The organism is Lacticaseibacillus sp. 30 (assembly GCF_053819265.1).
In genome coordinates, this window is sequence record NZ_JBSOQX010000001.1 from 177,938 (window position 1) to 203,509 (window position 25,572).

Consider the following 25,572-nt stretch of genomic DNA (forward strand, 5'->3'; position numbering starts at 1 on the left):
CATCGCACCCAAGGCCGCTTATGCTCCGGTTTCTAATCGGGCTGCTCTATTGAAACGCGCTCGCAGTCGCAGCAACCTGCGTGTAAGGACCTTGGCCGCAATGGTCAAAGCCCGACCATCACGTCCAAGGCCGCTTACACTCCGGTTGCTAACCGCTCCTGCTCGCGCTCTTATTTTTTATTTCTGAAATCTCAACGCGTGGTGTATTCTATAACTTAGTTGTTCAAAAAAGGGAGTTTACTATGGATAAAGCAACGCAAGCATATAATGATTCATCCATTCAGGTGCTGCATGGCTTGGAAGCTGTGCGGAAGCGTCCGGGGATGTATATTGGTTCCACCGATGGCCGCGGTTTGCATCACTTGGTCTATGAAATCGTGGACAACTCCGTCGATGAAGCGCTCGCGGGGTTTGGGGATGAGATCAATGTGACGATTCACGCCGATAACTCTGTGACCGTACAGGATCATGGTCGCGGGATGCCAACGGGGATGCACCCGAGTGGCAAACCGACGATTGAAGTCATTTTAACCGTGCTACATGCCGGCGGAAAGTTTAACCAAAATAGTTACAAAACTTCTGGTGGTTTGCATGGGGTTGGCTCAAGCGTCGTCAATGCCCTATCGGAGTCATTGACTGTGCGAGTTGTGCGGGATAAGCACGCATTTGAGGAGCATTTTATCAATGGCGGTCATCCTGATGGCAGTTTGCAGAAGTTGGGCAAAGTTAATGAACCTAATGGCACGACCATCACGTTCAAGCCGGACCCGACTATTTTTCAAACCACCGTCTTCAGTTATGATACCTTGGCCGAACGCTTGCGCGAATCAGCCTTTCTACTGAAAAATATTACGATTAATCTGACTGATGAACGCACCGGCAAGCATGACAGTTACCACTATCCTGATGGCTTGGTCAGTTTTGTTAAATACCTTAATGAAGGCAAAGACGCATTGTCACAGGTGATCAATTTTGAAGGCAAAAAGGACGGTATCGTGGTTGATTTTGCCGGCCAATATAACGATGGCTATTCTGAAAACCTGATTTCGTTTGTTAATAACGTTCGCACTGGTGATGGCGGGACGCATGAAATTGGCTTGCGCAGCGGCATGACCCGTGCATTCAATGAATTTGCCCGAAAAGTCGGCTTGCTGAAGGAACGCGACAAGAACCTTGAAGGCAGTGATGTGCGTGAAGGTTTTGCAGGTATTTTAAGTGTCCGCATTCCAGAAGAAATTTTGCAATTTGAGGGCCAGACAAAGGGTAAGCTTGGTACGCCGCAAGCCCGCACTGTGGTCGATGGGATTGTCTATGACAAGCTGTCAACTTTTTTGATGGAAAACGGTGAAGAGTCGCAAGAGTTGGTTCGTAAAGCCGTCAAAGCCCGTGATGCGCGGGAAGCGGCTCGAAAAGCGCGCGACGATAGCCGGACGGGACGCAAGCGCAAGAAGGACCAAGGTTTGCTTTCCGGTAAATTGACCCCGGCGCAAACCAAGAACCCTAAGCGTAACGAATTGTATCTCGTCGAAGGGGATTCTGCCGGTGGTTCAGCTAAACAAGGCCGAGACCGAAAGTTTCAGGCGATCTTGCCATTGCGAGGGAAAGTACTGAATACCCAGAAGGCCAAGTTACAGGACATCGTTAAAAACGAAGAAATCAATACGATGATTTACACCATCGGCGCTGGTGTCGGTGCGGATTTTGATCTGCAGCAGGCCAACTACGACAAAATCATTATTATGACTGATGCGGATACTGATGGCGCGCATATTCAGATTTTGCTACTAACCTTCTTTTATCGCTACATGCGGCCGCTGATTGACGCAGGCCGAATTTACATTGCTTTGCCACCATTGTATCGGCTGCAAAAAGGCGCTGGTGCTAAAACCAAGATCAGTTATGCTTGGACCGATGAAGAGTTGGCCAAAGAGACCAAGGCCATGGGCAAGGGTTACACATTGACCCGATTTAAAGGACTTGGGGAAATGAATGCCGACCAGCTTTGGGAAACGACTATGAATCCTGAGACGCGGACTTTGATCCGGGTTCGGATTGACGATGCTCAGCTGGCGGAACGACGCGTGACCACTTTGATGGGTGATCGCGTTGAGCCGCGTCGTGAATGGATTGAGCATAACGTCAAGTTTGATATGGATGACGACGGCAGTATTTTGGAAACCCCGACTGCTAATCACGAAAAATTACAGTTTGGTGCCAAGCAAATCGTCAAACAACTGGACAAGAAAGGAAAGTAAAAGCCATTGGCCAATCAGATTCAAGAACTGACCTTAGAAGAGGTCATGGGCGACCGGTTTGGCCGGTACTCGAAATACATTATTCAAGAACGGGCGCTGCCTGATGTGCGTGACGGCCTCAAACCGGTTCAGCGTCGCATTTTATTTGCGATGAACCAAGATGGCAATACGTATGATAAGGGCTTCCGCAAGTCGGCTAAAAGTGTCGGAAATGTCATGGGGAATTATCATCCCCACGGCGACAGCTCCATTTATGAAGCGATGGTTCGGCTGAGCCAGGATTGGAAGTTACGGGCCCCACTGATTCAGATGCACGGGAATAACGGTTCCATGGATGGTGATCCGCCAGCTGCAATGCGATATACGGAAGCGCGTTTAAGCAAAATCAGCAAGGAAATGCTGGCCGATATCGATAAGGAAACCGTCGATATGGTGTTGAACTTTGATGACACGGCACAGGAACCAACTGTGTTGCCCGCAGGATTTCCGAATTTGCTGGTGAATGGTGCAACGGGCATCTCTGCAGGTTACGCGACCGAAATTCCGCCGCATAACTTGCGCGAAGTGATCAATGCGGTCTTATACTTGCTGAAGCATCCCACTGCTGATTTAGATACTTTAATGCAATACGTCAAAGGTCCCGATTTTCCAACAGGTGGGATTATTCAAGGGCTTGATGGTATCAAGCAAGCTTACGAAACCGGCCGCGGTAAAATCGTGGTTCGTTCTCGGACACACATCGAAACCATTCGTGGCGGTCGTGAGAAGATCGTGGTCACTGAGATCCCGTATGATGTCAATAAAGCGCAGATGATTAAAAAAATCGATGAATTACGCATCAACAAAAAAGTGGACGGTATCGCCGAAGTCCGTGACGAAAGCGACCGTTTTGGGCTTAGCGTTGTCATCGAATTAAAAAAAGAAGCCGATGCACATGGCATCTTAAACTATTTATTTAAAAATACCGATCTGCAAATTGCATACAATTTTAACATGGTCGCTATTGCCGACATGCAGCCGAAGTTACTAGGACTCAAGGCCATGTTGGAAGCATACGTCGAACATCGACGCGATGTGGTCACTCGGCGAACGCGTTTTGACCTCAACAAGGCCGCTGCTCGACAGCACATTGTCGAAGGCTTGATCAAAATGCTATCGATTTTGGATCAGGTCATCGCCGCGATTCGTGCTTCCAAGGATAAAGGAGATGCTAAGCGTAACTTAGTCAAGAAGTTTGATTTTTCGGAAGCTCAGGCGGAAGCGATTGTTTCCTTGCAGCTGTATCGATTGACCAATACCGATATCACGGCTTTACAGAAAGAAGCAGCACAATTGGCGAAAGCAATCGCCGAGTATCAAGATATTTTGGCTCGCCCCGCTGCCCGCGATCGGGTGATTGAAGGCGAGTTGAAGCGGATTGCCAAGGAGTACGGGGATGATCGTCGCAGCAGCATTCAAGCCAAAATTGAAACGCTTGAAGTGGCGACAACGGTGACGGTGGCTGATGAAACCGTCATGGTGCAGGTTTCTCGTGATGGCTACGTTAAACGCAGTTCACTGCGCAGTTATCAGGCGGTTGATCCGGCCGACAATGGTTTGAAGGCCAATGATCTTGCCATTTTCACTGGCGAACTGAGTACGTTGCAGCATCTTTACATCGTGACAAATGCCGGAAATGTCATTTATCGACCAGTGCATGAAATTAGTGATGCGCGTTGGAAAGACACCGGCGAACACTTAAGCCAAACAGTTGGCCTTGGCACTGACGAAAAAGTCTTGGCAGTGTTTGCTTTTGATCAACTCGATGGCGCTGGCAGTTTTGTGTTAGGGTCAAGTGACGGGTACATCAAACAAACTGCCTTAAGTGATTTGCAGCCGCAACGGACGTACAAGAGTAAGCCGATGATGGCGATGAAGCTGAAAGACCCAGCCGCGATTGTCACCAATGCATACTTCACGACTGATCAGCAACAGGATGTCTTTGTGGTCAGCCGCCACGCTTACGGACTGACATTCCCGTTAAGCGATGTGTCAACTGTCGGTGCCCGGGCAACCGGCGTTAAAAGTATGGATCTAAAGCCAGACGATGAGGTTGTCAATTTCATTCTAGTGAAGGATCCAACTACGGCTAAGGTCGGTATTTTGACCCAACGTGGCGCCTTCAAAAAGATGGCCTTAAGCGAGGTCGGGGAAATGAGTCGTGCCCGTCGTGGTTTACTGGTCTTGCGTGAGCTTAAGCGTGATCCGCATCGGATTGTCGCGATGATGTCAGTCGATGACGCTACCCGCCTGAATGTTTTGACCGATACGGGTAAGGTAACGACCCTTAATCCGGCACAACATCCAGCAGGTGACCGATATTCGAATGGTTCGTTTGTCATTGACACTGATGTCCTTGGCAAGCCAGTTTTTGTTCAAACTAAAGAAGAACCAGCAGATCAAGTCGAATAAATGGTGATCATTGACGCCGCCGTCTGTACTAATACAGATGGTGGCGTTTTTGATTATTATAGGACAGATCAGTTGTGCACAATTTAACAAAATGCCGAAATCATGGGCGAAAAGAAGCGACGAAGCACACTTAAAAAACAATATAACGCCTATTATATGGGCAATAAAACGCTTGCATAGATTTGGCGGCGTGTTATACTGTGTTTGTAAGAACTGTCACATCTGTAATCCACTTTAGGAGGCAAACAACTATGAAACAGCTTGACGAAACCAAAGTTCCTAATTATTGGGAAGGCTTTAACGGCGGCGACTGGCAAGAAGAAATTAATGTGCGCGATTTTATCGAGCATAACCTGAACCAATATGACGGGGACGAAAGTTTCCTTGCTGGCCCCACTGAAGCGACAATAGTCCTGAACAATCAGGTTCTAAATTTAAAGAAGCAAGAACGTGCAAATGGCGGTGTTTTGGATGCTGACAACAATATTCCATCTACGATCACCTCACACGGCCCTGGTTATTTGAACAAAGATCTTGAAAAGATTGTTGGTGTTCAGACCGACAAGCCATTCAAACGAGCATTCATGCCATTTGGCGGTATTCGAATGGCTGAAGATGCATTGGAATCTTATGGCTTCAAGACAGATCCTCAAGAACACAAGATTTTCAATGAATATCGTAAGACCCATAACCAAGGTGTCTTTGATGCTTATACCCCTGATATGCGAAAGGCTCGCCATTACAAGATCGTGACTGGCTTGCCAGACGCATATGGTCGTGGCCGGATTGTTTCTGATTTCCCACGGATCGCTGTTTACGGGATCGATCGTTTGATGGCCGAGAAGTTCAAGGATTATAACTTGACTGGCGACGGCGAAATGACTGACGATGTGATCAAACTGCGTGAAGAAATCAATGAACAATATCGTGCCTTAAACGACATGAAGAAGATGGCCAAGGAATATGGCTATGACATCTCGCGTCCGGCAGCTAATGCGCAAGAAGCTGTTCAGTGGATCTACTTTGGCTATCTGGCTGCTGTTAAGACTCAAAACGGTGCCGCAATGTCCGTTGGCCGGATCGATACGGTTATTGATGCTTATATCCAACGCGATATGCGCTTAGGCAAATTGAACGAAGAACAGGCACAGGAACTGATTGATCATTTGGTTATGAAATTGCGGATGGTTCGTTTCATCCGGACTGAAGAATATAACTCACTGTTCTCAGGCGATCCAATCTGGGCAACCTTGTCATTGGCAGGAATGGGCAATGATGGCCGTCACCACGTTACCAAGACGGCTTTCCGTTTCCTGAAGACTTTGGACAACATGGGCGCAGCACCAGAACCAAACATCACCTTGCTTTGGAGCGAACGCTTGCCAGAAGGCTTCAAACGCTATGCAACCGAAGTATCCATCCAAAGTTCAACCATTCAATATGAAAATGATGATCTGATGCGCAACGAATGGGGTACCGATTACTACGGTATTGCTTGCTGTGTCTCGGCACAACCAATTGCTGATGGCGTTCAATACTTTGGTGCCCGTGCTAACTTAGCTAAGACAGTTCTGTATGCGATCAACGGTGGGAAAGATGAAATTCAGGAAGCGCAAGTAGGGCCTGAATATGCACCGATCACCAGCGATTACATTGATTACAAAGAATTCATGAATAAGTTCGACAAGATGATGGACTGGCTGGCCGACACGTATGTCAATGCTTTGAATGTGATTCACTATATGCATGACAAGTATTATTATGAAGCTGCACAGCTGGCATTGAAGGATACCCAACTGAACCGGACCTTCGCAACCGGGATTTCCGGCCTGTCACACGCAGTTGATTCCATCAGTGCAATCAAGTATGGTCATGTCAAGGCAATTCGCGATGAAAACGGTGCTGCAGTTGACTTCGTTGCTGACAATGATGACTATCCACGCTATGGTAACAACGATGATCGCGCTGATGACATCGCTAAGTGGTTGGTTAAGACCTTCTATAACAAGATGAACACGCATCATCTGTATCGCGGCGCGAAGTTGAGTACCAGTGTCCTGACCATTACTTCCAACGTGGTTTATGGTAAGAATACAGGGACAACACCAAACGGTCGTCAAAAAGGCGAACCATTCTCACCAGGTGCCAACCCGGCATACGGCGCAGAAAAGAACGGCGCATTGGCATCCCTGATGTCCACCGCCAAGATTCCGTATCATTACGCAACTGACGGCATTAGTAATACGTTTGGGGTTACTCCGAACACACTGGGCCACGATGATGAAACTCGTAAGGATACCTTGGTTCACATGGTTGACGGCTATATGGAAAACAGCGGCATGCATTTGAACATCAACGTCTTCAACAAGGAGACCCTGATTGATGCTCAGAAGCACCCAGAAGAATACCCAACATTGACCGTTCGGGTTTCTGGCTACTGCGTCTACTTCGCAGATTTGACCAAGGAACAACAAGACGATGTCATTGCTCGGACCTTCTTCGAAGAAATGTAAGCAGCTTAACTCAAGACAGGAAGTCATTCCTGTTTTGCCAAAAGACGGCAACGATGCTGTTGCCGTTTTTTGGCAGAATGAAATGAAAATCAATTGAAAACGACACATGATGTTGTAGTGGAGGCAATAAGATGAAACTCATCGATCAGTCACAAAGCCCATTAAATATCTTAGAACAAGTTGGTCAGGATCATGATGGCCCGATCAAAGGGTATGTTCACTCGGTCGAAAGTTTTGGTTCGGTCGATGGCCCTGGTATTCGCTTCGTTGTCTTTATGCAAGGGTGTCGCATGCGTTGCCAGTATTGTCACAACCCTGACACCTGGAACATTGGGGTTGGTGAAGAAATGACGGCTGATCAAATTTTGGCGGATGCCCAGCGCTATAAAGCTTTCTGGGGTGACCAAGGGGGTATTACCTGCAGTGGCGGTGAGAGTTTGGTACAAATCGATTTCATTCTCGAACTCTTCACCAAGGCTAAGGCACTGGGAATTTCGACTTGCCTCGATACGTCAGGCGGCCCCTTCACGCGTGACCAACCGTGGTTTGGCCAGTTTGAAAAGCTGATGGCTGTTACTGACATCTCATTAGTTGATATAAAACACATTGATTCGGCCGAGCATAAAAAGCTCACCGGTTTTCCTAATGAAAATATTTTGGATATGGTGCAGTATATGTCGGCGCATGGTGATGACATGTGGATTCGCCACGTTCTGGTCCCGGAACGCACTGACTTTGACCCTTATCTCAAACGGTTAGGGGACTATATTGCGACATTGGACAAAAACGTGGTCCAAAAAGTTGAGATTCTGCCGTATCACACGTTAGGCGTTAAAAAGTATCACGAGCTTGGCATTACGTACCCGCTTGAAGGCATCGAACCGCCGTCTGCCGATCGCGTTAAGAATGCAGAGAATCTGCTGCACGTTAAGGATTATACCGGATGGCAAAGCTGGCGTCCGAAACCAGTTGCGAGCAACTGAATTTTTAGCTAGAACTTAACGTAACGATTAAAAACGCGGCAAATTCGTTGCGTTTTTTTTCATTGCCACTTATGATGATGGTTGAACGATATTATTAAATTATAAACGAAAGGGAAGCCGCCCTATGAAAACGAAACAAGAGCGCATTTTTTCCTCAAAGACACTAACTTATTTTCTGCAATTGGCAGAAACCATGAACTACACCCAAGCCGCCCAATTGCTTGGCATTACCCAGCCAGCCTTAACACAGCAGATCAAGAAATTGGAACGGACGGTGGGGGCACCGCTGTTTTATTCTGTCGGGAAGAAACTGCATTTATCTGACGCTGGTCAGACCATGTTAAAGTCAACCCATGAGATCTACGAGATCTTAAACCAGACAACCGACGAAATTCAACAAACAACCAGTGCAACCGTCGGAAAAATCAATATTGGGTTATTAAGCTCAATTGAGGACAGCGCCTTTATTGCGTTCATTGCTCATTACTATCAACTGAATCCTGAAGTTGAAGTGACGCTACGGATGATGACCCGTCACGAAATTTGGGAATCCTTGGAAAACAACCAGATTGATTTGGCTATCATGAATCTGCCAGATGAGACCATTAAGAACTGGAAACCATACGCCAGCAAGAAAATTATTGATGAACAATTGCTGTTCTTGCACCACGATGACGCCTTGGCTAACCGTAAGCGAATCCATTTCAAAGATACTTTAGCTGAACCTTGGGCAACTTATCCTGACGACTATTTCCTTGGACAGCTTCTGCGTGAGGCGTACAAGAATCAAATGGTTGATTTCCCGCACGTGGTCGCACATTTCACCACGCCATATCAGTTAACCCAATTCGTTAACTTGTCAGGGGTCAACACGGCCTTACCAACCAGTTTTGTTCGGGCACGCGCTGATCAAATCAAGGCCTATGCTATTGCGTTTGATCCGGCCATTCGCTTTGAGATTTCTTTTGTTTATCGCAAAGAGAAAGCTGACATTCCGCGGATCTCGAACTTCTTCCAGACCTTTGACGATTATCTGAAGGAAAAAGATTACTTGTCGCGGGTCAGTGAAAACCGTGTTAAACTTGATAAGTAAACTATTCAGTTGAGGAGCGATCAGATAAGATGACGACTTTGATTTTTGGGCATCAGAACCCGGACACCGACGCGATTACGAGTGCCATGAGCTGGGCAGAATTTCAGAAACAGGCAGGCAACACGGATGTTGAGGCGGTAGCATTAGGCGAACCGAACGATGAAACTAAGTTCGTCCTTGATCACTTCAAGGTTCAGGCACCGCGGGTTATCAAGACGGCAGCCAACGAGACGGATCATGTCATGTTGGTTGATCACAACGAATTTCAACAAAGTGTCAGTGATATCGAAGACGTGACGATTGATTCTGTTGTCGACCATCATCGCATCGCTAACTTCCACACGGCAGCGCCGCTGTTTTACCGAGCAGAACCGGTTGGCAGCACCAATACCGTCATTTTTGAGATGTTCCAAGAATATGGCTTCAAGATTTCGCCAACATTGGCTGGTTTGATGGCTTCTGGTTTGATTTCAGACACGCTGTTGTTGAAGTCGCCGACTGCAACCGACAAGGATAAGAAGATTTTGCCAGAAATGGCGAAGATTGCCGGCATTGATTTGCAGTCATATGGTCTTGCCATGCTGAAGGCAGGCACTAATTTGGCCGCCAAGTCAGATATGGACATTATCGAAGGCGATGCTAAGAGTTTCACCATGGGCGGCAAGTCTATTCGCATCGGACAGGTCAATACCGTCGATCTGAACGACATTTACGCACGTCAGGACGAATTGATCAGTGCCATGACCAAAGAGGCGCAGGCGAAAGGTTACGACGATTTCCTGCTGATTGCCACTGACATCTTGGACAGCAATTCAACTGGTTTCGCAGTCGGTGCTGACCGCGATAAAATCGCCAGTGCTTTCAACGAACAGTTCGACAAGGACGCGCGTTTGGCATTGCCTGGGGTTGTTTCCCGCAAAAAGCAGGTCGTTCCGCCAATGCAGAGCACGTTTGAAGGTTAGTTTTCATCTTTAATTGTACACAATTGTTTTATTGTTCTAAGGAAAGTCGCAGCTAGCTAGTTGCGGCTTTTTTGTTTGCAAAAAGTCTCTAGCCATCTTTTTGCGAAATCTGTTAAATATAAAGCTGGCTAGCAGTTCGTGATGCGTGAATTTGAAATTTGTGTAGCAATTCGCGGGTCGAATCAACAGCAAGTCGTCATGGGTCATTTTGGCTGGTTTTGAAGCATGCTGAGAGACGCATTCTGAGACGAGTTCGGGAATTCAACTTGATAGTTGTTCGTCGCAAGTGACTTAACGAAAAAAACTCAAGCAAAAAATATCCAATGATTGTAGAAGCTTTTAAAGACTTGGCTGCAAGCAGCGATTCAAAAAATTAGGCGGCGCGGCTATCGGGTGCTGTATGAAATTCCGAATCAAATAGTCGCCAACGTAAATATTGCGAGAATGGCACGATGCCGTCTCTTCAAGCACTACTTCGCATAATATATATTATGTAAAGTAGAATATAAATAATTGGCTTTGCCACTTGATCTGCGAATCTGGGTGTCCCCTCTTTCAGATGGCTGTCAAAAATTTGTGGTCCGGACGTAATGTTGGTGGTGGCGATTGCATTTTTTACCAAGGCAATCAATTATGAATTGGATCTTTGCGTTTACGCTGAGTTGCATGCATTTGTTTGATTGAAAATGTCACGCTAGCCAAAACCAGAAAAATGCATATCAATTCAAGCTTCATGATGTTGTGAGATTCTCGTCAGTTAGCCGGCTTCGAGTTGCTTGATGATTTTTTGAGTTGTGTAGTTTGAAATTGACTCAACAACAATTGAGGGTCACGTAACATTCAGCAAACTTATTTTGTTGACCAATGGCCAAAATAAGTTTGCTGAATGATTGACCGAAGTGAACTCATTTAATAGCCGAATTCATGCCAGAATTATGCCAGCTAAAATTTGTCTGACCAACAGGCGTTTGCTGACATCTTTGCTCACCTTTGGATAAAGCTAAAACTTTATTCAATTCTGCTTCACATGGCAGAGCAATGGCTGAACCAGCACCACCGTTCATTTTTCATCAACACTAGCCCTCGCCAAGTACAGTTGTTTTCGCGTATACTAACATTATCTAAAAGAAAACATACGTTCGAGGTGAAATCTGTGTCGACACAAAATTATTCGAAATTAATTCATACAATGCTACCTGCCCTGCCGGATTACATTCAGGACTATTATCAGAGCCAAAAAGCGATCCCGATCGCCGATTCGACGCTTTATCAGTATTTACATTTTTATCAAGAGTTTCTGAACTGGCTGATTAACAGTGGTGTGACGGCCGCTTCCTCACCGCAAACCGTCCCGCTGACCGTGTTAGAACATTTGTCGTTGCGTGATGCCCAGGCATTTATGGCGTATTTGCTTGAACGGCCTTCCAAGACGCACCACAACAAGCGAATGACTCGTCGCAGTGTTGCTTTGCGCTTAGTCGGGATCAAGGCGCTTTATCGGTTTTTGACGGAGGAAAGTGAACCCCATGCAGATGGCGAACCTTATTTCTATCGGAATGTCTGGAACAAGGTAAAACTTAAAACCCATACTGAAACTGCGAGTTACCGAAACCACAAGCTACAGGAAATGCTGTTTGTGGACGGTGAAGATGCTAAGTTTTTACAGTGGTTGGATCAAAGTTATGCGCAACAACTGCCAGCCAAGCCGCGGCGCTATTTTGAGGCGACAAAAGTGCGCAACTTGGCCATGATTGCCTTACTGTTTGGCTCAGGGGTTCGAGTCAGCGAATTGGTGAATATGAATCTGGAAGATTTGAACATGGATCGGCATACGGTCCAAGTTGTTCGCAAAGGCAACTTTCAGGATCGCGTCAATTTTGCAGACTGGATTGATCCGTATGTTCAGGCTTACTTAACGCAGCGAGCGGCTATTATCGGTTATCAAAAGCCGACTTCTCCCCTGTTTGTGACAGTTGTCGGCCAAAAAATCAATCGGATTCGCCAAAATACAATCGAAGCCTTTTTCAAGCGTTATACAACCGATTATGGTCGGCCATCAACACCACATAAGGCCCGGCACACTTTGGGAACCAATATTTATACGGTCACCAAGGATGTACAGCAGGTTGCGGATCAGCTCGGTCAGACGACCACAAGTGCAACAGATCTGTATATCAATCTCAGTGATAAAAGCGGTAAAGAAGCCTTGCGTGAGGTTTCTGAAACGGCCGCAAAAGCAACCGATCGCGGGCATGAACAAGCTTAATTGACGAGAGATGGTTACTGAAGTTGATCATCGAGTCTTTTGAAAGCTTATTTCGCCAGACCAGCCTATAATCGAGTCAGATCGAAACGGAAAGGTGGGATTGATTGTGTTAGATGTTAAAGATTCAGTGAACCGATTAGCATGGACAACGGAGCATCATTTCCTGCATATTCAGGCCCGACATGATTTTATGCGGGCATGGGCAGTTCAATTTGAGATGGCGTATACGGACTTTCGCGTGATTCAGATGGCGTTGCAACTTGGCGGCGAACAATATCATGATTTGCTAAAGCGGTTTGCGGCCGCCTATGAAGCGGTGTATGCCTATGAGTATGCCTTTGCTGCTGGCGGGTTGGCTGGTTTTGACGAGCAGTTTGCCGATAAAATGGCGGACTATCAAACAGCTGAGCAAACGCTGTTGAAGATCATTGATGAAATCAAGGCATTGCAGCCGGCTTAATTGCTGGCATCAACGAAAAAAGCGTCGAGCGACAGTATTTTTACTGGCGTTTCGACGCTTTTTTAGTTAGCTGCGACTGGTAGCTTGGCGACGCGAGACGATGCGATAGTACACGTTACCGGTGAGCTTGTACATGAGGACATAGATGATCGCGAAGATACCTAGTGTGATGAGTGAGACAGTCAGGAAGAACTGCCAATTCGGTAAGCCAAACATTATCATGATGCGTTGAATGAATGGCAATGCAAATCCGACATGAATCCCTGCTACGAGTAATGGCAGATAAAACAGCATTAGTAACTGGCTGTTGATGGTTGCGCGCACTTCTCGCAAGCTTAAGCCGACGCGTTGTAAGATTGTGTAGCGGCGGGCATCGGCATAGCCTTCAGATAACTGTTTATAATACAAGATCAATAAGGTTGCCAAAATGAAGGTGACGCCGAAAATGATGCCGAGGAAGAGAAAGCTGCCCATGATACTCATGGTCTCATCGTAATTCACGGCTTTCGATTGAACTGAGGCCGATTCAGCGATACGACTCTTGACCACCGCTTCATAGAGCTTAAGCTGATTGGCATGGCTTCCTTGCAACATCACATCTTGACTTGTGGTGATATCAGCTTGTGCCTCAGCCGCGTTTTGATAGCGTGCATTTCTCAGATGCTGCATGGCGTCGATCATTTGCTTCTCTTCAGGAAAGGCAATAAAAAGATTGGGGATAAAAGTCGCTTGTGCATTTGGAAAGCTACCTGCACGTTTTCCGATCCTGTAAGTCTTTTGACCAATGCGAATGGTCTTGCTAGGAAAATTTTTGGATGTATAGATCAACACTTCCCCTGACTTAACGCGGGCATGATGCCTGGTAAAGCGGTTGTAGCTCTCAATGGTCATCAATTGCACCGAGCGCGCATTGCCCATACTGAACGGACCATTGACATTGGCCTGCGATTCAAGACGATTGCCATCAAGTAAAGCCATCGTACTGGACGGTCCAACAAAAGTGTGTTGTGACTTGATGATGACATGATTCGCGCTGGCCATCCGTGCCACCTTGCCGGGTGCAGTGGTGTCGTTTGCCTTGAGAACATATGACAAATCAACCGGCGTATTCGTATTGACGACTTCATTGATACCGAAGAACAACGTGGCTGTGCTGGCGAGCGTAATCAAGGTCATCGTCACCAAAATGACAATAGATGCAAGGCCAGCGCCGTTTTGTTGCATACGATAGAGTAAATTAGCTACATTGATAAAATGCTTGGGTTTGTAATAGTAATTTTTGCGGTTTCGCAACCATTTTAAGACGAAGACCGATCCGGCGGTGAACAGTCCATAAGTGCCGCAGATGACTAAGATCACGGCAACAAAAAACATACTCATTGCTTGTAGTGGATTAGTTGTTGTGACCGCGATATAGTAGCCGGCAATTAAGGCGATAAGGCTAACAATTAGCGTCACCCACTTTGTCTTGGGCTCCCGCTCACCTGCTCGTTGTGCTCGCACGATTTCGATTGGCCGTTTGCGAATGAGCCAAAGTTCATCAACTAACAGCAAAACAACGAATAAGCCGATGGTAATGATCCCAGCGATACTGAAGGCTTGCTGGCTTAACCCAAAGTCAAGATTGTGGTCGACTTTGAGCATTTTGGCGAGCGCAAGGTAGCTGATGCGGGAAAGGACGGTACCGAGAATACCACCGAACAGTAAAGTGGTTAGTAACAGCAGCAGCTTCTCCACTGCCATCATTTTGCCGAGTTCACCTTTGCCAAACCCGATGATGTTGTAAAGTCCTAACTGACGAATACGCTGTTTGCGCAGAAAATTGTTTGCGTAGATGGCGAGAATCACAGAGATAATCACGATGACATCTGTGCCGAACATGAACAGTGACTTGCCAGCGGCTGCCCCCAGCTTTTTAAACAAGACATCACTACTGGCGTAAGCATTCAGCATGATTAGGTTGACGGCCATCAGGAAGCTAGTGGTTGTGACAAACGGAACAAACAGGCGGCGATCGGCTTTCAAGTTACTTGCAGCGAGCTTAAAGTAGAATTTCATTGTCCATCGCCTGCCTTTGTCAGCATGGCGGTCATCGTCTCGCTGATACGGGTTAGAAAGGCTGGTTGATCGAGATCCCCACGATAAAGTTGATGAAAAATTTGACCGTCGCGAATAAATAATACTCGTCGGCTGTGACTGGCCGCCACAGCACTGTGCGTTACCATGAGGATCGTTTGCCGGTTTTCGGCATTCACATCTGTGAGCAGATCAAGCAGTTCTGTAGAAGTTTTAGAATCCAAGGCGCCGGTGGGTTCATCAGCCAACAAAATTTCTGGCTCGGTGATCATCGCGCGCGCTGCCGCCACGCGCTGTTGTTGGCCGCCGGAAAGCTCGTAAGGATATTTTTTCAGCAAGGCATCAATGCCTAGTCGTGGTGCGAGCTTAGTTAGCCGATTTCTCATAATTTCGAGAGGCTTCTTGGCAAGGACTAATGGGAGAAAGATGTTGTCTTGAACATTGAAGGTGTCAAGCAAGTCGAAATCCTGAAAGATGAAACCGAGGTGTTCTCGACGAAACTTAGCCCGGGCACCTTCCTTGACGTTGCTCAGATCCTGTCCGTTTAGACTAATATCGCCGCCGGTTGGATCGTCCAGCGTTGCAATCAGATTTAGCAAGGTGCTTTTGCCAGAACCTGATTCACCCATAATTGCCACAAATTCACCGGCTTCAACAGTGAAACTGATGTTCGTCAAGGCACGCACCGGCTGAGCCCCGCGACTGGTATAAGTTTTTTCGATATTTTTTAATTTAAGTAATGTTGACATGTGATCGTCCCCTTTCATTTATTAGCTTAGCGGGGATGATGCCCCATGCCTACTTACAGTGACTCGTAGTTGCTTACAAGCTGGTAAGGTAGCTTACTCCACTTGCCACCGCGTTTGGGGAAAATGAATGGCAAATGTGCTGCCTTGCCCAATTTCTGAGGTGACAGTTAGCGTCAGGCCAAGCTTTTCAGCGATTTGTTTGCTCAAAAATAGCCCCAAACCGCTAGCTTTCTGATTTGCGCGGCCGTTGTAGCCGGAATAACCTTGTTCAAAAATCCGCGGTAAATCTTCGGCCAAAATCCCGATACCGGTGTCGGCCACCATGACAGCATCCCCTTTGGCATAAATCTTAATTGAACCGTGCGGGGTATATTTAATGGCATTGGTTAGCAATTGTTCAAAAATAAAATGCAGCCATTGACTGTCACTAATAACAGTTGGCAATGGCCCCACAGTCACGGTCAGGTCCTTGGCGATAAACAGCTTCGCCAAGTCACGAACGGTCTCATTGACTAACGGTTTGAGTGGCAGTTCAGTTAAAACAAGATCGGTATTTAATGTTGTCAACTTCAGATAGTTCAACATGACCGCAAGATACCGATCGATTTTGCTGATTTCAAGTCGGGCATCTTTGGCGTTAACAGGTTCGACTTGCAATAGAAGATCTAACGCGGTCAGCGGCGTTTTGATTTGATGTGTCCATAGCTGCAGCGTGTCGAGCGTTTCTTGTTCTTGTTCGTGGGCAGTATCTCTGGTTGTGCGCAGCTTTTGCGTCAGCGTTTGGATTTTTTGATAATAAGCCAGGCTTAATGGATCCGTGATCTGCACAGGATCAATTGGATGATCGTCTTGCAGTTGCTGCCATTCACGGCGAAAACGCCAATAATCAATGCTCACAATCACTGCCAGTGGCGCTGTCGCAAAAAACCACATATTCAGGACAATCTCAAAGGAGTTGGCCAACAACCAGCTTGCCAAAAAACCTGTTGCCAGTAAGGTCGCTAGCAATAACCAAATTGCCCAACGCGAGCGGCAATAAGCTTTTATCATGGCTTTGTCCCCTCACTTGCCAACCGGTACCCTTTACCCTTCACTGTTTCAATTAATTGCGCCAAACCAATTGAAGTGACTTTCTTGCGCAGACGGTTCATGTTCACGGCTAAAGCATTGCGATCAATGAAATCGTCGCCTTCCCACAGCTTTTCGATCATCGCTTCCCGCGACACCACCTCACCGTCAGCGCTGAACAAAAGACTTAGCAATTTTGTCTCAGTCGGTGTCAGAGCAACAACCTGCTTAGCCGTTTTTAGCTGATTATCGGTCGGCACGAGCGTATAGGCGCCGTGCGATAAATTGGTGTCGATTTGCTGATATTGATAAGTGCGCCGCAGCATCCCTTGAATTTTCGCCAGCAACACCGGCAATTCAATCGGCTTAGCCAGAAAGTCATCGGCTCCTAAGTTCATCGCCATGACAAGGTTCATATCATCCCCAGAACTTGTTAAAAAGATGACCGGTACCTTACTATGTTTGCGTAACTCGCTTAGCCAGTGAAAACCATTAAAATATGGCAGACTGATGTCCATGATGACTAGGTCTGGTGCCGCCGCTGAGATTTCCGCGTCAACTTGGTCAAACTTGGTGACCGTGCTGACGGCAAACGCCCAGCGATTTAAGTAATCACTAATCGTTTTGGCAATCACCGCGTCATCTTCGACAATAAAAATTTTCTGTGCCATCTCGTATACATCCCCTTGGGTATCTTCAACTTGTTTTGTGAGTCAGAAACTGCCATTCAAACGTGCTAATAGTTCGTCTGGGCTAGATCATAGGTTTTTACATCACTTTGATTTACACTAAGGACAGTTTCTATTCTAACTGATTTCGGGTGTTGAGAGTGTCACATAAAAATCTAGGTTGGCAAGCGCAAACAGCAGCGTTTCTTCTCAGTCAAAATTTATTTGTTTTTGGCAGTTCGACCGTGTTCTATGCTGTGTTGTGGGATATTGCGCTAAAAACGTCGTCAGGGGCATGGATGACCTATGTCTCGCTGGCGACCGCATTGCCAGCAATTTTAATCTCGCTCACGGCTGGCGTGTTGGCCGATCGCTATAATCGTAAAATGTTAATTGTGCTCTCGGCGGCTGTTGTCACCTTACTGACATTATTAGTTGCGTCTATCTTTGCTTTTATGACGCAAGATCTTTGGTTGCTGCTCGTGATTGCTGTGATTCGTAGTTTTGGCAACGGTTTAGAAAATCCCGCAGCGAATGCCTTGTTGCCACAACTGGTCCCTGCCAAGCATCTCACGCGGGTAAATGGTTACAATCAAATCCTGATGGCGGCCATGCTCGTGATGTCGCCGCTGTTGGCTGGTTATATTTTAAGTGACCTTGGGATTTTTTGGATTTTTGTGGTAGACGCCTTATCTGCCGCGTTGGCCATCCTGTTTTTGAGTGTGGTGCACGTACGAACGCCGAGTGCCAGTCATGATCGAGCAGCCAAACGCGCCGATGGGATTCTCGCTGGGTTGCAATATGTCAAACGAACACCGATTTTGCTGGCCTTCATGCTATTTACTGGGTTGGCGTTTATCCTCGTTGCCCCTTCATCACAATTATCAACATTGTATGTTAATCGAACATTTGGATCAGAAGTTTGGCATTTGACGTTTAATGAGTGGTTTTGGACCATTGGCGCGGGACTTGGCGGCCTTTATATCGCCCGTCACAAACATTTTCGCGATCAACTTGGCTTGATTGCCATCGGCTTTGCCGGCAGTGGTCTTGCCTTCGCTGAGATGGGACTGCCGCAATCCTTTAGCTTCTATTTACTGTTTATGTTTGTTTCCGGAATCTTTTACCCACTGATTCAAGCCGGTCAAACCATTTATCTTCAGGAAAATGTCCCTGCTGATAAGTTAGGTCGTGTATTTTCGCTTTGGGCCATCCTATCGACGGGAATTTATCCATTAGCGATGTTGGTCTACGGACCACTGGCAGATCAGGTGTCAATTGGCCGCATTTTTGTGGTCACTGGCTTGTTGCTCATTGGTGTTGCTTACTGGTTCTGGCACCGGCTGCGTAAGCTTTCGTGGTAAGCCATTCTGTTCTTTAGTTGCCGCTAGCAGCGCTAATGGGCCAAAATTCAAAACAAGATCGGTGCCAAACGTCGACATTTTTAGCTATATCTGGCCTACGACGGCTCTGCCTTGCCATGACGATCCTTAAGTCCTATTAGATTATAGACAAGAAAAAAAGAATGATTTTCCTAAAGACGGCCAATCATTCTTTTTTATATGGTCGCTGTCCGTGATGGCACATCCTCAGTCGGCCGATTAATACCGGCGTTGAACCTTAAACCCAGTTGGCACCGGTTCAAAGCCGACTTTTGGATAAAAAGTCATGGCACTAGGCGCTGATAACAGCATGATCGAGACATTTGGCCCCTGCATTGTCCGTAATTGGAGAAGCAACTTGGTGGCAATGCCTTGATGTTGATAATCCTTCGTTACAGCTAATTCTGACACAAATGTACAATAGGAGCGATCTGACACGCCGCGTAAAACGCCGATTAACTGTTCATCGTCCCACGCTGTTAATAAAACGTTGGCATTGTTGAGCATGCGTTGCATGCGGCCGCGATCCTCAGTCGGTCGGTTGATGCCCGATGCTGTTAGGACATGAATGAATTGGTCAGCGGTAATGGCGTGATTAGTTGCAATTTTAATCATGGTTATCCCTCCCTGCCAATTCGAAACATGTTATCGGCTTTTAGCAATCCGATGCGTTCATAGAAGCCGATCGCCGAATCTGCTGCCTTCAATGACAGCGTGACCCGCGGCCCGATATAAGCTTGTAAGGTCGTCATGAGCTGATGCCCAAGTTGGTGGCCTTCATAAGCAGGTAAAATCAAAATATCACTCAAGTAGCAGCAATATTCAAAATCCGTCAAACACCTAGCAAAGCCGATCAATTTCGCCCCATCCCACATACTCAGAACAAGTGGGGTTTCGGCAATCATTGTCTGCAAGCGGTCAGGATCATCAATTGGCTTGTTAAATTGCGTTTGTTGATACAAATCATGGACTTGCTGAACACTTAATGGTGCATTGATTTTAATGGTATAGGACAATCAACCCAACTCCTTTTTCTTGAAAAGTCGTCTTTTTGCGGTGTGTCGCAAACTGAAAAGTAACGTTTGAATCTGGTAGTACCCAAAAAGGCCGAGAAAAAATCCGGCCTTTTGGTTAAGCTTCACGTCATCTAGCAAAACCACCTGTGATAATGAGTGAGTCAATAAGATATTCAAGTCGTTGACGGCGATCACTTTGAGGTGCTTGACGGTGACAGTTTTTATTTGAAAACAGTGATCTTACTTGCTGGAATCCGATATAGTGAATCCGGCGCTCCTTTAGGCTTACCAACAGCAATCAGCAATGTCGGCAAGAAATGGTCCGGATCCAAATCAAGTGCCGGAATAATTTTTTCGTGATCGAAACCTGTCATGGCACCTGTTTCATAGCCATAGGCGCGGGCAGCCAACATGAACGACATTGCCGCAAGACTACTGTTTTGAATAATAAATTCGCGTAATGCTTGTTGGTTTTCTTTAAAGGTGGCAACAAGATTTTTAATCATTGGTTTTTGATGCTCAATCGCCCGATCAGTCAATAAACCAGCCGCTTCCGCCCGTTTGAAGAGATCCTCCTCAAATGGTCCCAAGTCGGTTTCGCCACCAATAAGTACCACAGCGGACGCGGATAAAATTTCCGGTGCATTGGTGCCAGCAACTGCGGCGATTTTTTCTTTGGCCGCATTGCTTTGTGCGACGACAAACCGCGTTGGCTGCATATTCAAGGCACTGGGCGCTTTTGTCGCATAAGTAATCATTTGTAACAACTCGCCTTTACTAATGGTGATTTCCGGATCAAATTCACGGGCGGTGTGGCGTTTAAGGACAACTTCATCAAAATTATTGTTTTCCAACATCAAATTCACCTCTTAGATTTTTTGGACATCTTCAGAATACGCCAAATGTGGGCGCTTTCCTAGCTGTTTTTCAAAATGGTATAGGTTTTATGTGGAAAATGGAAGCGGTGACATTCCCTGCTTAGTCCATGATTAGTTGTCGCTAATGTCATCTCGTGACCGCAACGATGCGCTTAATAGCAGCGTTGAAAAAATTGGTAGGTCAATAAGCATTTGATCCCCTGGTGGTGATGCACATGCTTAAAAGGGTCGGATCGGGTTCGTTGTCGCTATTTTTTTTGCTTGCTGAAACGCAGTCATGATTTGTTGTACGGCTATATTTTGCGCTGTGGTGCCAAAAGTGATCCGTAACCATCCCGGCTTTAAGCCATCACGAACCAAAAAGCCGTGATTCAAGAGCTGTTCCTTCAAAGCGGCCGCTTGCTTCTGCGGAGCCTGAAAAAATTGGAAGTTCGTTTGACTTTGATAATGTGGCAGACCAGCCTTCGTTAAAAATCGTTCCCAGTCCTCTCGTGCCTGCCGAACCTGTTCACGGGTTGTCTGGACAAATGTTTGGTCGCCAAGGGCAGTGAAAGCTGCTAGTTGGGCCACACTGCTCAGATTATATGGCAGGCGGACGGATTGCATGGTCGCTGCCAGTTGCTCAGGCACAACGGCGAAGCCGACTCGAAAATTGGCTAAGCCGTATATTTTTGAGAAAGTTCTCAAGACAACCAGATTAGCAAAGCGTGGTAACAATTTGAGTGCGCTGGTAGCCGGATAATCATCTGTAAATTCAATGTAGGCTTCATCAATCAGAACCAAAACACTTGGTGGCACTTGCTGTAAGAACTGTTTTAGCTCAGTCAGTGACAGCAAGGTGCCTGTCGGATTATTAGGATTGCAAAGCCAAAGCAGTTTGGTTTTGGGGGTAATTGCCTGAGCCAGCGCCTCGAGATCAAATGCTCCGGTCGTCGCTTGTACCGGTACGTTAACAACCTTGGCGCCTTCAATCTGGGCATGCAACTGATATTCGGAGAAAGTTGGCCACGGCTCAACCACTTCATCCCCAGCCTCTAAAAAAGTACGGGCAATGAGCTCAATGATTTCATCCAAACCATTACCAAATACAAGTTGGCTTTCAGTGACGCCCAGTTCAGCTGCGACCGCTGATCGTAAACGGCTAGCATTGCCATCAGGATAGTCACGGCTTTGGGTGAAGTCCCAGTTTTTGATTGCTGTTTGTACCTTGTCACTAGTGCCAAAAGGATTTTCGTTTGCTGACATTCTAACAATATGCGGCAATGCGCGTTCTTGCGCCAAATCTGCCAAGGGTTTTTCGGGGATGTAAGGTTGTAAATGAGTGACGGTATGTTTTAGCATGTTGGCGTCCTCCTTAAAAGCGTTTGCTGGCTCGGAACTAGCCTGTTCACGCTTTGTCTATTAACGATGCCCTCTTCAAGGCATTAATATTTCTCGATTTTTGACCGTTCTTGCAGTCGGCTCTTCTTTCCTTCGCGACTAGCCAATTCGGTGGCAATTTGATCAACCGTGATACCACGTTCAACCATAAGAACCAGGACGTGATAAGTGAGGTCGGCCACTTCAAGGATAAACGCCGGATCATCTGGATTTTTGGCGGCGACAATCACTTCTGTGCTTTCTTCACCGACTTTTTTTAAAATTTTATCGAGTCCTTTGGTGAAAAGATAATCCGTGTACGAACCGGCAACTGGATTTGCTTGACGTTCTTTGATGAAATCATATAGAGTTGGAATACTTTGCTTTGCTTGGGTCATGTAAGATCCTTCCCTTCCGGATAATGACGATAAAAACAGCTGATGTGGCCGGTATGGCATGCTGGGCCGGCCGGATCAACGGTGACGAGCAAGGTGTCGGCATCGCAGTCAACTGCAATTGTTTTAACCGTTTGAATGTTGCCACTGGTGGCGCCTTTATGCCACAATGTTTTGCGACTGCGCGACCAGAACCAAGTTTCACCGGTTGCCATCGTTTTTGCCAAACTTTCTTGATTCATATAAGCGACCATCAACACTTGTTTGGTGGTTGCATCCTGAACGACTGTGGTGATCAGGCCATTGGCTTTTTCCCAGTCAAGTGTGATCATCGAACCGCCACCTTTGCTTGTTTTAAAGCGGTTTTCACTTGCGGGACAGTTAATTCGCCGAAGTGAAAAATAGATGCTGCCAAGCCAGCCGACACCGTGGTTTGCGTAAACAACTGGACAAAGTCTGCTGTCGAACCGGCGCCGCCACTCGCAATGATCGGAACTTGAACGGCGGCAGTGAGTTGTTGATACAGTCGTAAATCAAAGCCACTTTCAGTGCCATCCGCATCCATCGAAGTGACGAGTAATTCGCCTGCTCCTGCGGCAACTGCTTGTTTCGCCCAAGTGATCGCATCGAGATCGACTGGCGTTCGGCCACCGTTAACCGTGACCTGATAGCGATTTTGATCAGCTTGCCAACGTGTATCAATCGCGGCAACAATCGCTTGGCGACCAAATTTTTCGGCACCGGCTGTGAGCAAACTTGGATCGGCGACTGCGGCTGAGTTTAATGAGACTTTGTCCGCACCTGCTCGCAACAAAGCGTGCATATCCGCGACCGATTGAATGCCACCGCCAACTGTCAGCGGCATAAAGACTTGATTGGCCACTGCTTCGACCGTTTGAACCAAGGTGCCGCGCGCTTCGTTGGTCGCGGTAATATCTAAGAAGACCAGTTCATCTGCGCCTTGCTCCTGATAAGCCTTAGCAATAGCGACAGGATCGCCGACATCTTTTAACTGCACAAAATTGATGCCTTTTTTGACCCGACCGTGATCTACATCTAGACATGGGATAATGCGTTTTGTCAGCATCTTAACCCTCCATTTGTTTGAGCATTGCTAATTCAATAGCGCCTGTTTGCCATGCTTTGCCGATGATGGCTGCTTGAATGCCAGCGGTTTGCAAGCGGTGTAAGTCAGCTAGTGAACTGATGCCGCCACTGGCGATGATCGTGGCTTGGGGCATCGCCTGTTGCAAGTCCGCAAGTAACTGGGCATTCGGGCCTTGCATCATCCCATCTTTGGCAATATCGGTCACGATAAATGTGGTGACGCCGCGTTGTTGCATGGCGGTTAGAAGGGCGTTGGCCGTCTGCTGGCTGGTGGTTAACCAACCGTTTGTCGCCACTTTCCCGGCGCGGGTATCAATGCCAACCGCAATTCGATTAGACCCGAATCTCGCAATAGCTTGTTCGACCAAATCAGGATCGGAAACAGCTGCCGATCCTAAAATAAGCCGGTCAATGCCTATCGTAAGATAAATTTCCATGGCAGCCAGTGTTCGAATGCCGCCACCAAGTTCAATAAAAGCCGAGGTTTGTTCACGAATGCGCGTAATGACCGTTCGATTGATCGGACGTTGTGCCCGTGCGCCGTCAAGATCAACGAGATGCAAATGGGCAAATCCGGCATCTGTCAGCCGCTGTGCCTGATAGAGCGGGTCTTCAGTTAAACTCACTTGGTCGTAATCACCTTGCGTGAGGCGAACGCTTTTGCCATTGAGCAAATCAATCGCGGGATAGAGCTTCATCTTCGGTCATCTCCTTGAACTTTTTCAAGCCGGCTAGGCCAATCGCGCCACTTTTTTCTGGGTGAAACTGGGTCCCAAGTACATTATTGCGACGAACAATGCTAGTCAGAGGTTGTCCATAATCAGTGGTTGCCAGCGTAAATTGTGGCAGCGTTGTTGCATAGAAGGAATGGACAAAATAAGTTGCTTGATCAGCAAACACCGCAGCAAATAAATCGGGTTGCGTGAGGCTGTTGGTGTTCCAACCCATGTGCGGGACGGCTAATCCCGAGTCAGTCGGGATGGCAACGACTTCGCCGGGAATGAGGCCAAGACCAGCAGTTTCGCCGAACTCGAAGCTGCGATCAAATAGCAACTGCATCCCTAAACAGATACCCAACAACGGCTTGCCAGTAGCAGCAAACGCTTGAATGACAGGCACCAGTTGTCGTTGATTCAAGGCTTTCATCGCCTCTTTAAAAGCGCCGACACCCGGCAAAATCAAACCGGAAGCAGCCATGATAATCGCGGGGTCGGCTGAGAGTTGATTGTTGACCCCCCAGATAATCAAGTGCTTTTTTAACATTGCGGGTGTTGCCTGTATCGTAATCAACAATCACAATCATTCAAATCACACCCTTTGTTGAGGGAATGCCTTGCACTTCAGGATTAATGGCGACTGCAGCTCGTAAACTACGACCCAGTGCTTTGAATAAGGCCTCAATTTTATGATGGGTATTGCGGCCATACAGAACGCTGGCATGCAGGTTGAATTCACCAGCAAAGGCAACCGCCTGGAAGAAATCTTCTGTGACTTCCGTATCAAAGCCGCCTAATCGCTGATTAGTTAATTCGGCATCAAAAACGAGGTACGCGCGTCCAGAGAGATCGACAACCGCGCGCGCCAGACTTTCATCCATTGGCACAAAAGCACTGCCGAAACGCTCAATCCCGGCTTTATCGCCAAGCGCCTGCTTAAAACATTCACCTAACACGATGCCGGTATCCTCAATGGTGTGGTGCGGATCAACATCCAAATCACCTTGCGCATCGACAGTTAAGCCAAATCGACCATGTTTAGCAAATGCATCCAGCATGTGATCAAAAAAACCGATGCCAGTAGCAATTTGAATGCCACTTTGCTGATCAAGGTTGAGACTGATCGTAATCGTTGTTTCCTTGGTAGTTCGGGTAATGGTAGCTGTACGCATAAG

The 25,572-nt window shown here is 47.0% G+C and carries 23 protein-coding genes and 1 pseudogene; 9 read left to right on the forward strand and 15 right to left on the reverse strand.

Features of this window, described 5'->3' with window-relative positions; translation table 11 throughout:
• Positions 1-242 precede the first annotated feature (242 nt).
• The 6 genes from parE (at position 243) to ACWPAB_RS00820 (ending at position 10,257) form a co-directional block, all read left to right on the forward strand.
• On the forward strand, positions 243-2,255 hold the full coding sequence (gene parE / locus ACWPAB_RS00795; RefSeq protein ID WP_003565430.1) for a DNA topoisomerase IV subunit B: 2,013 nt from the start codon (positions 243-245) through the stop codon (positions 2,253-2,255).
• A gap of 6 nt (positions 2,256-2,261) precedes the next feature.
• Entirely contained in the window at positions 2,262-4,706 is a 2,445-nt protein-coding gene (gene parC / locus ACWPAB_RS00800) for a DNA topoisomerase IV subunit A (RefSeq protein WP_003565432.1), read from the forward strand.
• Positions 4,707-4,957: 251 nt separating this feature from the next.
• The gene (pflB, locus tag ACWPAB_RS00805; RefSeq protein WP_076665420.1) at positions 4,958-7,219 is read left to right on the forward strand and encodes a formate C-acetyltransferase; all 2,262 of its coding nucleotides are present in this window, start codon (positions 4,958-4,960) and stop codon (positions 7,217-7,219) included.
• Between the two features lie 131 nt (positions 7,220-7,350).
• A complete protein-coding gene (pflA, locus tag ACWPAB_RS00810) occupies positions 7,351-8,202 on the forward strand; it encodes a pyruvate formate-lyase-activating protein (RefSeq protein ID WP_003570339.1) in 852 nt (283 codons plus the stop codon).
• Positions 8,203-8,326: 124 nt separating this feature from the next.
• Positions 8,327-9,295, forward strand: coding sequence for a LysR family transcriptional regulator (locus ACWPAB_RS00815; protein WP_003565438.1), 969 nt, complete (start codon positions 8,327-8,329; stop codon positions 9,293-9,295).
• A 29-nt stretch (positions 9,296-9,324) separates the two neighbouring features.
• Entirely contained in the window at positions 9,325-10,257 is a 933-nt protein-coding gene (locus ACWPAB_RS00820; protein WP_003565440.1) for a manganese-dependent inorganic pyrophosphatase, read from the forward strand.
• A gap of 905 nt (positions 10,258-11,162) precedes the next feature.
• On the opposite strand, the gene ACWPAB_RS00825 is transcribed toward ACWPAB_RS00820, so the two are convergent.
• Complete coding sequence (locus ACWPAB_RS00825; RefSeq protein WP_016363573.1) at positions 11,163-11,321, reverse strand: hypothetical protein; 159 nt, start codon at positions 11,319-11,321, stop codon at positions 11,163-11,165.
• A gap of 89 nt (positions 11,322-11,410) precedes the next feature.
• Between ACWPAB_RS00825 and xerS the strand changes: the two genes are divergently transcribed.
• Positions 11,411-12,523, forward strand: coding sequence for a tyrosine recombinase XerS (gene xerS / locus ACWPAB_RS00830; RefSeq protein WP_003579131.1), 1,113 nt, complete (start codon positions 11,411-11,413; stop codon positions 12,521-12,523).
• A gap of 106 nt (positions 12,524-12,629) precedes the next feature.
• Entirely contained in the window at positions 12,630-12,983 is a 354-nt protein-coding gene (locus tag ACWPAB_RS00835; RefSeq protein WP_003565443.1) for a hypothetical protein, read from the forward strand.
• A gap of 66 nt (positions 12,984-13,049) precedes the next feature.
• On the opposite strand, the gene ACWPAB_RS00840 is transcribed toward ACWPAB_RS00835, so the two are convergent.
• The 4 genes from ACWPAB_RS00840 to ACWPAB_RS00855 all read right to left on the reverse strand — a co-directional run bounded on the left by ACWPAB_RS00840 (position 13,050) and on the right by ACWPAB_RS00855 (position 17,547).
• Positions 13,050-15,041 (reverse strand): FtsX-like permease family protein, encoded by a 1,992-nt coding sequence (locus ACWPAB_RS00840; RefSeq protein ID WP_052916016.1) that lies wholly within the window; start codon positions 15,039-15,041, stop codon positions 13,050-13,052.
• On the reverse strand, positions 15,038-15,808 hold the full coding sequence (locus tag ACWPAB_RS00845; RefSeq protein WP_003584392.1) for an ABC transporter ATP-binding protein: 771 nt from the start codon (positions 15,806-15,808) through the stop codon (positions 15,038-15,040). The genes ACWPAB_RS00840 and ACWPAB_RS00845 overlap by 4 nt, the downstream gene beginning before the upstream one ends.
• A 93-nt stretch (positions 15,809-15,901) precedes the next feature.
• A complete protein-coding gene (locus tag ACWPAB_RS00850) occupies positions 15,902-16,858 on the reverse strand; it encodes a sensor histidine kinase (protein WP_003584393.1) in 957 nt (318 codons plus the stop codon).
• Complete coding sequence (locus ACWPAB_RS00855; protein WP_003584395.1) at positions 16,855-17,547, reverse strand: response regulator transcription factor; 693 nt, start codon at positions 17,545-17,547, stop codon at positions 16,855-16,857. Before ACWPAB_RS00855 ends, ACWPAB_RS00850 begins: the two co-directional genes overlap by 4 nt.
• Positions 17,548-17,705: 158 nt before the next feature.
• Between ACWPAB_RS00855 and ACWPAB_RS00860 the strand changes: the two genes are divergently transcribed.
• Positions 17,706-18,908: an MFS transporter gene (locus ACWPAB_RS00860; RefSeq protein ID WP_003584397.1), complete on the forward strand. Its 1,203-nt coding sequence runs from the start codon at positions 17,706-17,708 to the stop codon at positions 18,906-18,908.
• Between the two features lie 237 nt (positions 18,909-19,145).
• Here the strand turns inward: ACWPAB_RS00860 and ACWPAB_RS00865 are convergent, their stop codons facing one another.
• The 10 genes and pseudogenes from ACWPAB_RS00865 to hisB form a co-directional block, all read right to left on the reverse strand.
• Positions 19,146-19,541, reverse strand: coding sequence for a GNAT family N-acetyltransferase (locus tag ACWPAB_RS00865; protein ID WP_003584399.1), 396 nt, complete (start codon positions 19,539-19,541; stop codon positions 19,146-19,148).
• 2 nt (positions 19,542-19,543) lie between these two features.
• Positions 19,544-19,942, reverse strand: a complete 399-nt coding sequence (locus tag ACWPAB_RS00870) for a GNAT family N-acetyltransferase (RefSeq protein ID WP_003584401.1) — start codon at positions 19,940-19,942, stop codon at positions 19,544-19,546.
• Positions 19,943-20,163: 221 nt separating this feature from the next.
• A complete protein-coding gene (locus ACWPAB_RS00875; protein ID WP_003584403.1) occupies positions 20,164-20,799 on the reverse strand; it encodes a nitroreductase family protein in 636 nt (211 codons plus the stop codon).
• Between the two features lie 240 nt (positions 20,800-21,039).
• Positions 21,040-22,161, reverse strand: a complete 1,122-nt coding sequence (gene hisC / locus ACWPAB_RS00880) for a histidinol-phosphate transaminase (RefSeq protein WP_003584405.1) — start codon at positions 22,159-22,161, stop codon at positions 21,040-21,042.
• An 83-nt stretch (positions 22,162-22,244) separates the two neighbouring features.
• Complete coding sequence (gene hisE, locus ACWPAB_RS00885; protein WP_003584407.1) at positions 22,245-22,577, reverse strand: phosphoribosyl-ATP diphosphatase; 333 nt, start codon at positions 22,575-22,577, stop codon at positions 22,245-22,247.
• Positions 22,574-22,906, reverse strand: coding sequence for a phosphoribosyl-AMP cyclohydrolase (hisI, locus tag ACWPAB_RS00890; RefSeq protein ID WP_003565465.1), 333 nt, complete (start codon positions 22,904-22,906; stop codon positions 22,574-22,576). The genes hisE and hisI overlap by 4 nt, the downstream gene beginning before the upstream one ends.
• The gene (gene hisF, locus ACWPAB_RS00895; protein ID WP_003565468.1) at positions 22,903-23,661 is read right to left on the reverse strand and encodes an imidazole glycerol phosphate synthase subunit HisF; all 759 of its coding nucleotides are present in this window, start codon (positions 23,659-23,661) and stop codon (positions 22,903-22,905) included. Before hisF ends, hisI begins: the two co-directional genes overlap by 4 nt.
• Before the next feature lies 1 nt (position 23,662).
• Entirely contained in the window at positions 23,663-24,379 is a 717-nt protein-coding gene (gene hisA / locus ACWPAB_RS00900) for a 1-(5-phosphoribosyl)-5-[(5-phosphoribosylamino)methylideneamino]imidazole-4-carboxamide isomerase (protein WP_003584409.1), read from the reverse strand.
• Positions 24,357-24,984 (reverse strand): annotated as a pseudogene (gene hisH / locus ACWPAB_RS00905) (imidazole glycerol phosphate synthase subunit HisH). Before hisH ends, hisA begins: the two are co-directional and overlap by 23 nt.
• On the reverse strand, positions 24,985-25,569 hold the full coding sequence (hisB, locus tag ACWPAB_RS00910; RefSeq protein WP_003565474.1) for an imidazoleglycerol-phosphate dehydratase HisB: 585 nt from the start codon (positions 25,567-25,569) through the stop codon (positions 24,985-24,987).
• Between the last annotated feature and the right edge of the window lie 3 nt (positions 25,570-25,572).

Coding starts and splice junctions, on each gene's coding strand:
- parE (WP_003565430.1), top strand. CDS start 243: ATGGATAAAGCAACGCAAGCATATAATGATTCATCCATTCAGGTGCTG.
- pflB (WP_076665420.1), top strand. CDS start 4,958: ATGAAACAGCTTGACGAAACCAAAGTTCCTAATTATTGGGAAGGCTTT.
- pflA (WP_003570339.1), top strand. CDS start 7,351: ATGAAACTCATCGATCAGTCACAAAGCCCATTAAATATCTTAGAACAA.
- ACWPAB_RS00815 (WP_003565438.1), top strand. CDS start 8,327: ATGAAAACGAAACAAGAGCGCATTTTTTCCTCAAAGACACTAACTTAT.
- ACWPAB_RS00820 (WP_003565440.1), top strand. CDS start 9,325: ATGACGACTTTGATTTTTGGGCATCAGAACCCGGACACCGACGCGATT.
- ACWPAB_RS00825 (WP_016363573.1), bottom strand. CDS start 11,321: ATGAACGGTGGTGCTGGTTCAGCCATTGCTCTGCCATGTGAAGCAGAA.
- ACWPAB_RS00840 (WP_052916016.1), bottom strand. CDS start 15,041: ATGAAATTCTACTTTAAGCTCGCTGCAAGTAACTTGAAAGCCGATCGC.
- ACWPAB_RS00845 (WP_003584392.1), bottom strand. CDS start 15,808: ATGTCAACATTACTTAAATTAAAAAATATCGAAAAAACTTATACCAGT.
- ACWPAB_RS00850 (WP_003584393.1), bottom strand. CDS start 16,858: ATGATAAAAGCTTATTGCCGCTCGCGTTGGGCAATTTGGTTATTGCTA.
- ACWPAB_RS00855 (WP_003584395.1), bottom strand. CDS start 17,547: ATGGCACAGAAAATTTTTATTGTCGAAGATGACGCGGTGATTGCCAAA.
- ACWPAB_RS00865 (WP_003584399.1), bottom strand. CDS start 19,541: ATGATTAAAATTGCAACTAATCACGCCATTACCGCTGACCAATTCATT.
- ACWPAB_RS00875 (WP_003584403.1), bottom strand. CDS start 20,799: ATGTTGGAAAACAATAATTTTGATGAAGTTGTCCTTAAACGCCACACC.
- hisC (WP_003584405.1), bottom strand. CDS start 22,161: ATGCTAAAACATACCGTCACTCATTTACAACCTTACATCCCCGAAAAA.
- hisE (WP_003584407.1), bottom strand. CDS start 22,577: ATGACCCAAGCAAAGCAAAGTATTCCAACTCTATATGATTTCATCAAA.
- hisI (WP_003565465.1), bottom strand. CDS start 22,906: ATGATCACACTTGACTGGGAAAAAGCCAATGGCCTGATCACCACAGTC.
- hisF (WP_003565468.1), bottom strand. CDS start 23,661: ATGCTGACAAAACGCATTATCCCATGTCTAGATGTAGATCACGGTCGG.
- hisA (WP_003584409.1), bottom strand. CDS start 24,379: ATGAAGCTCTATCCCGCGATTGATTTGCTCAATGGCAAAAGCGTTCGC.
- hisB (WP_003565474.1), bottom strand. CDS start 25,569: ATGCGTACAGCTACCATTACCCGAACTACCAAGGAAACAACGATTACG.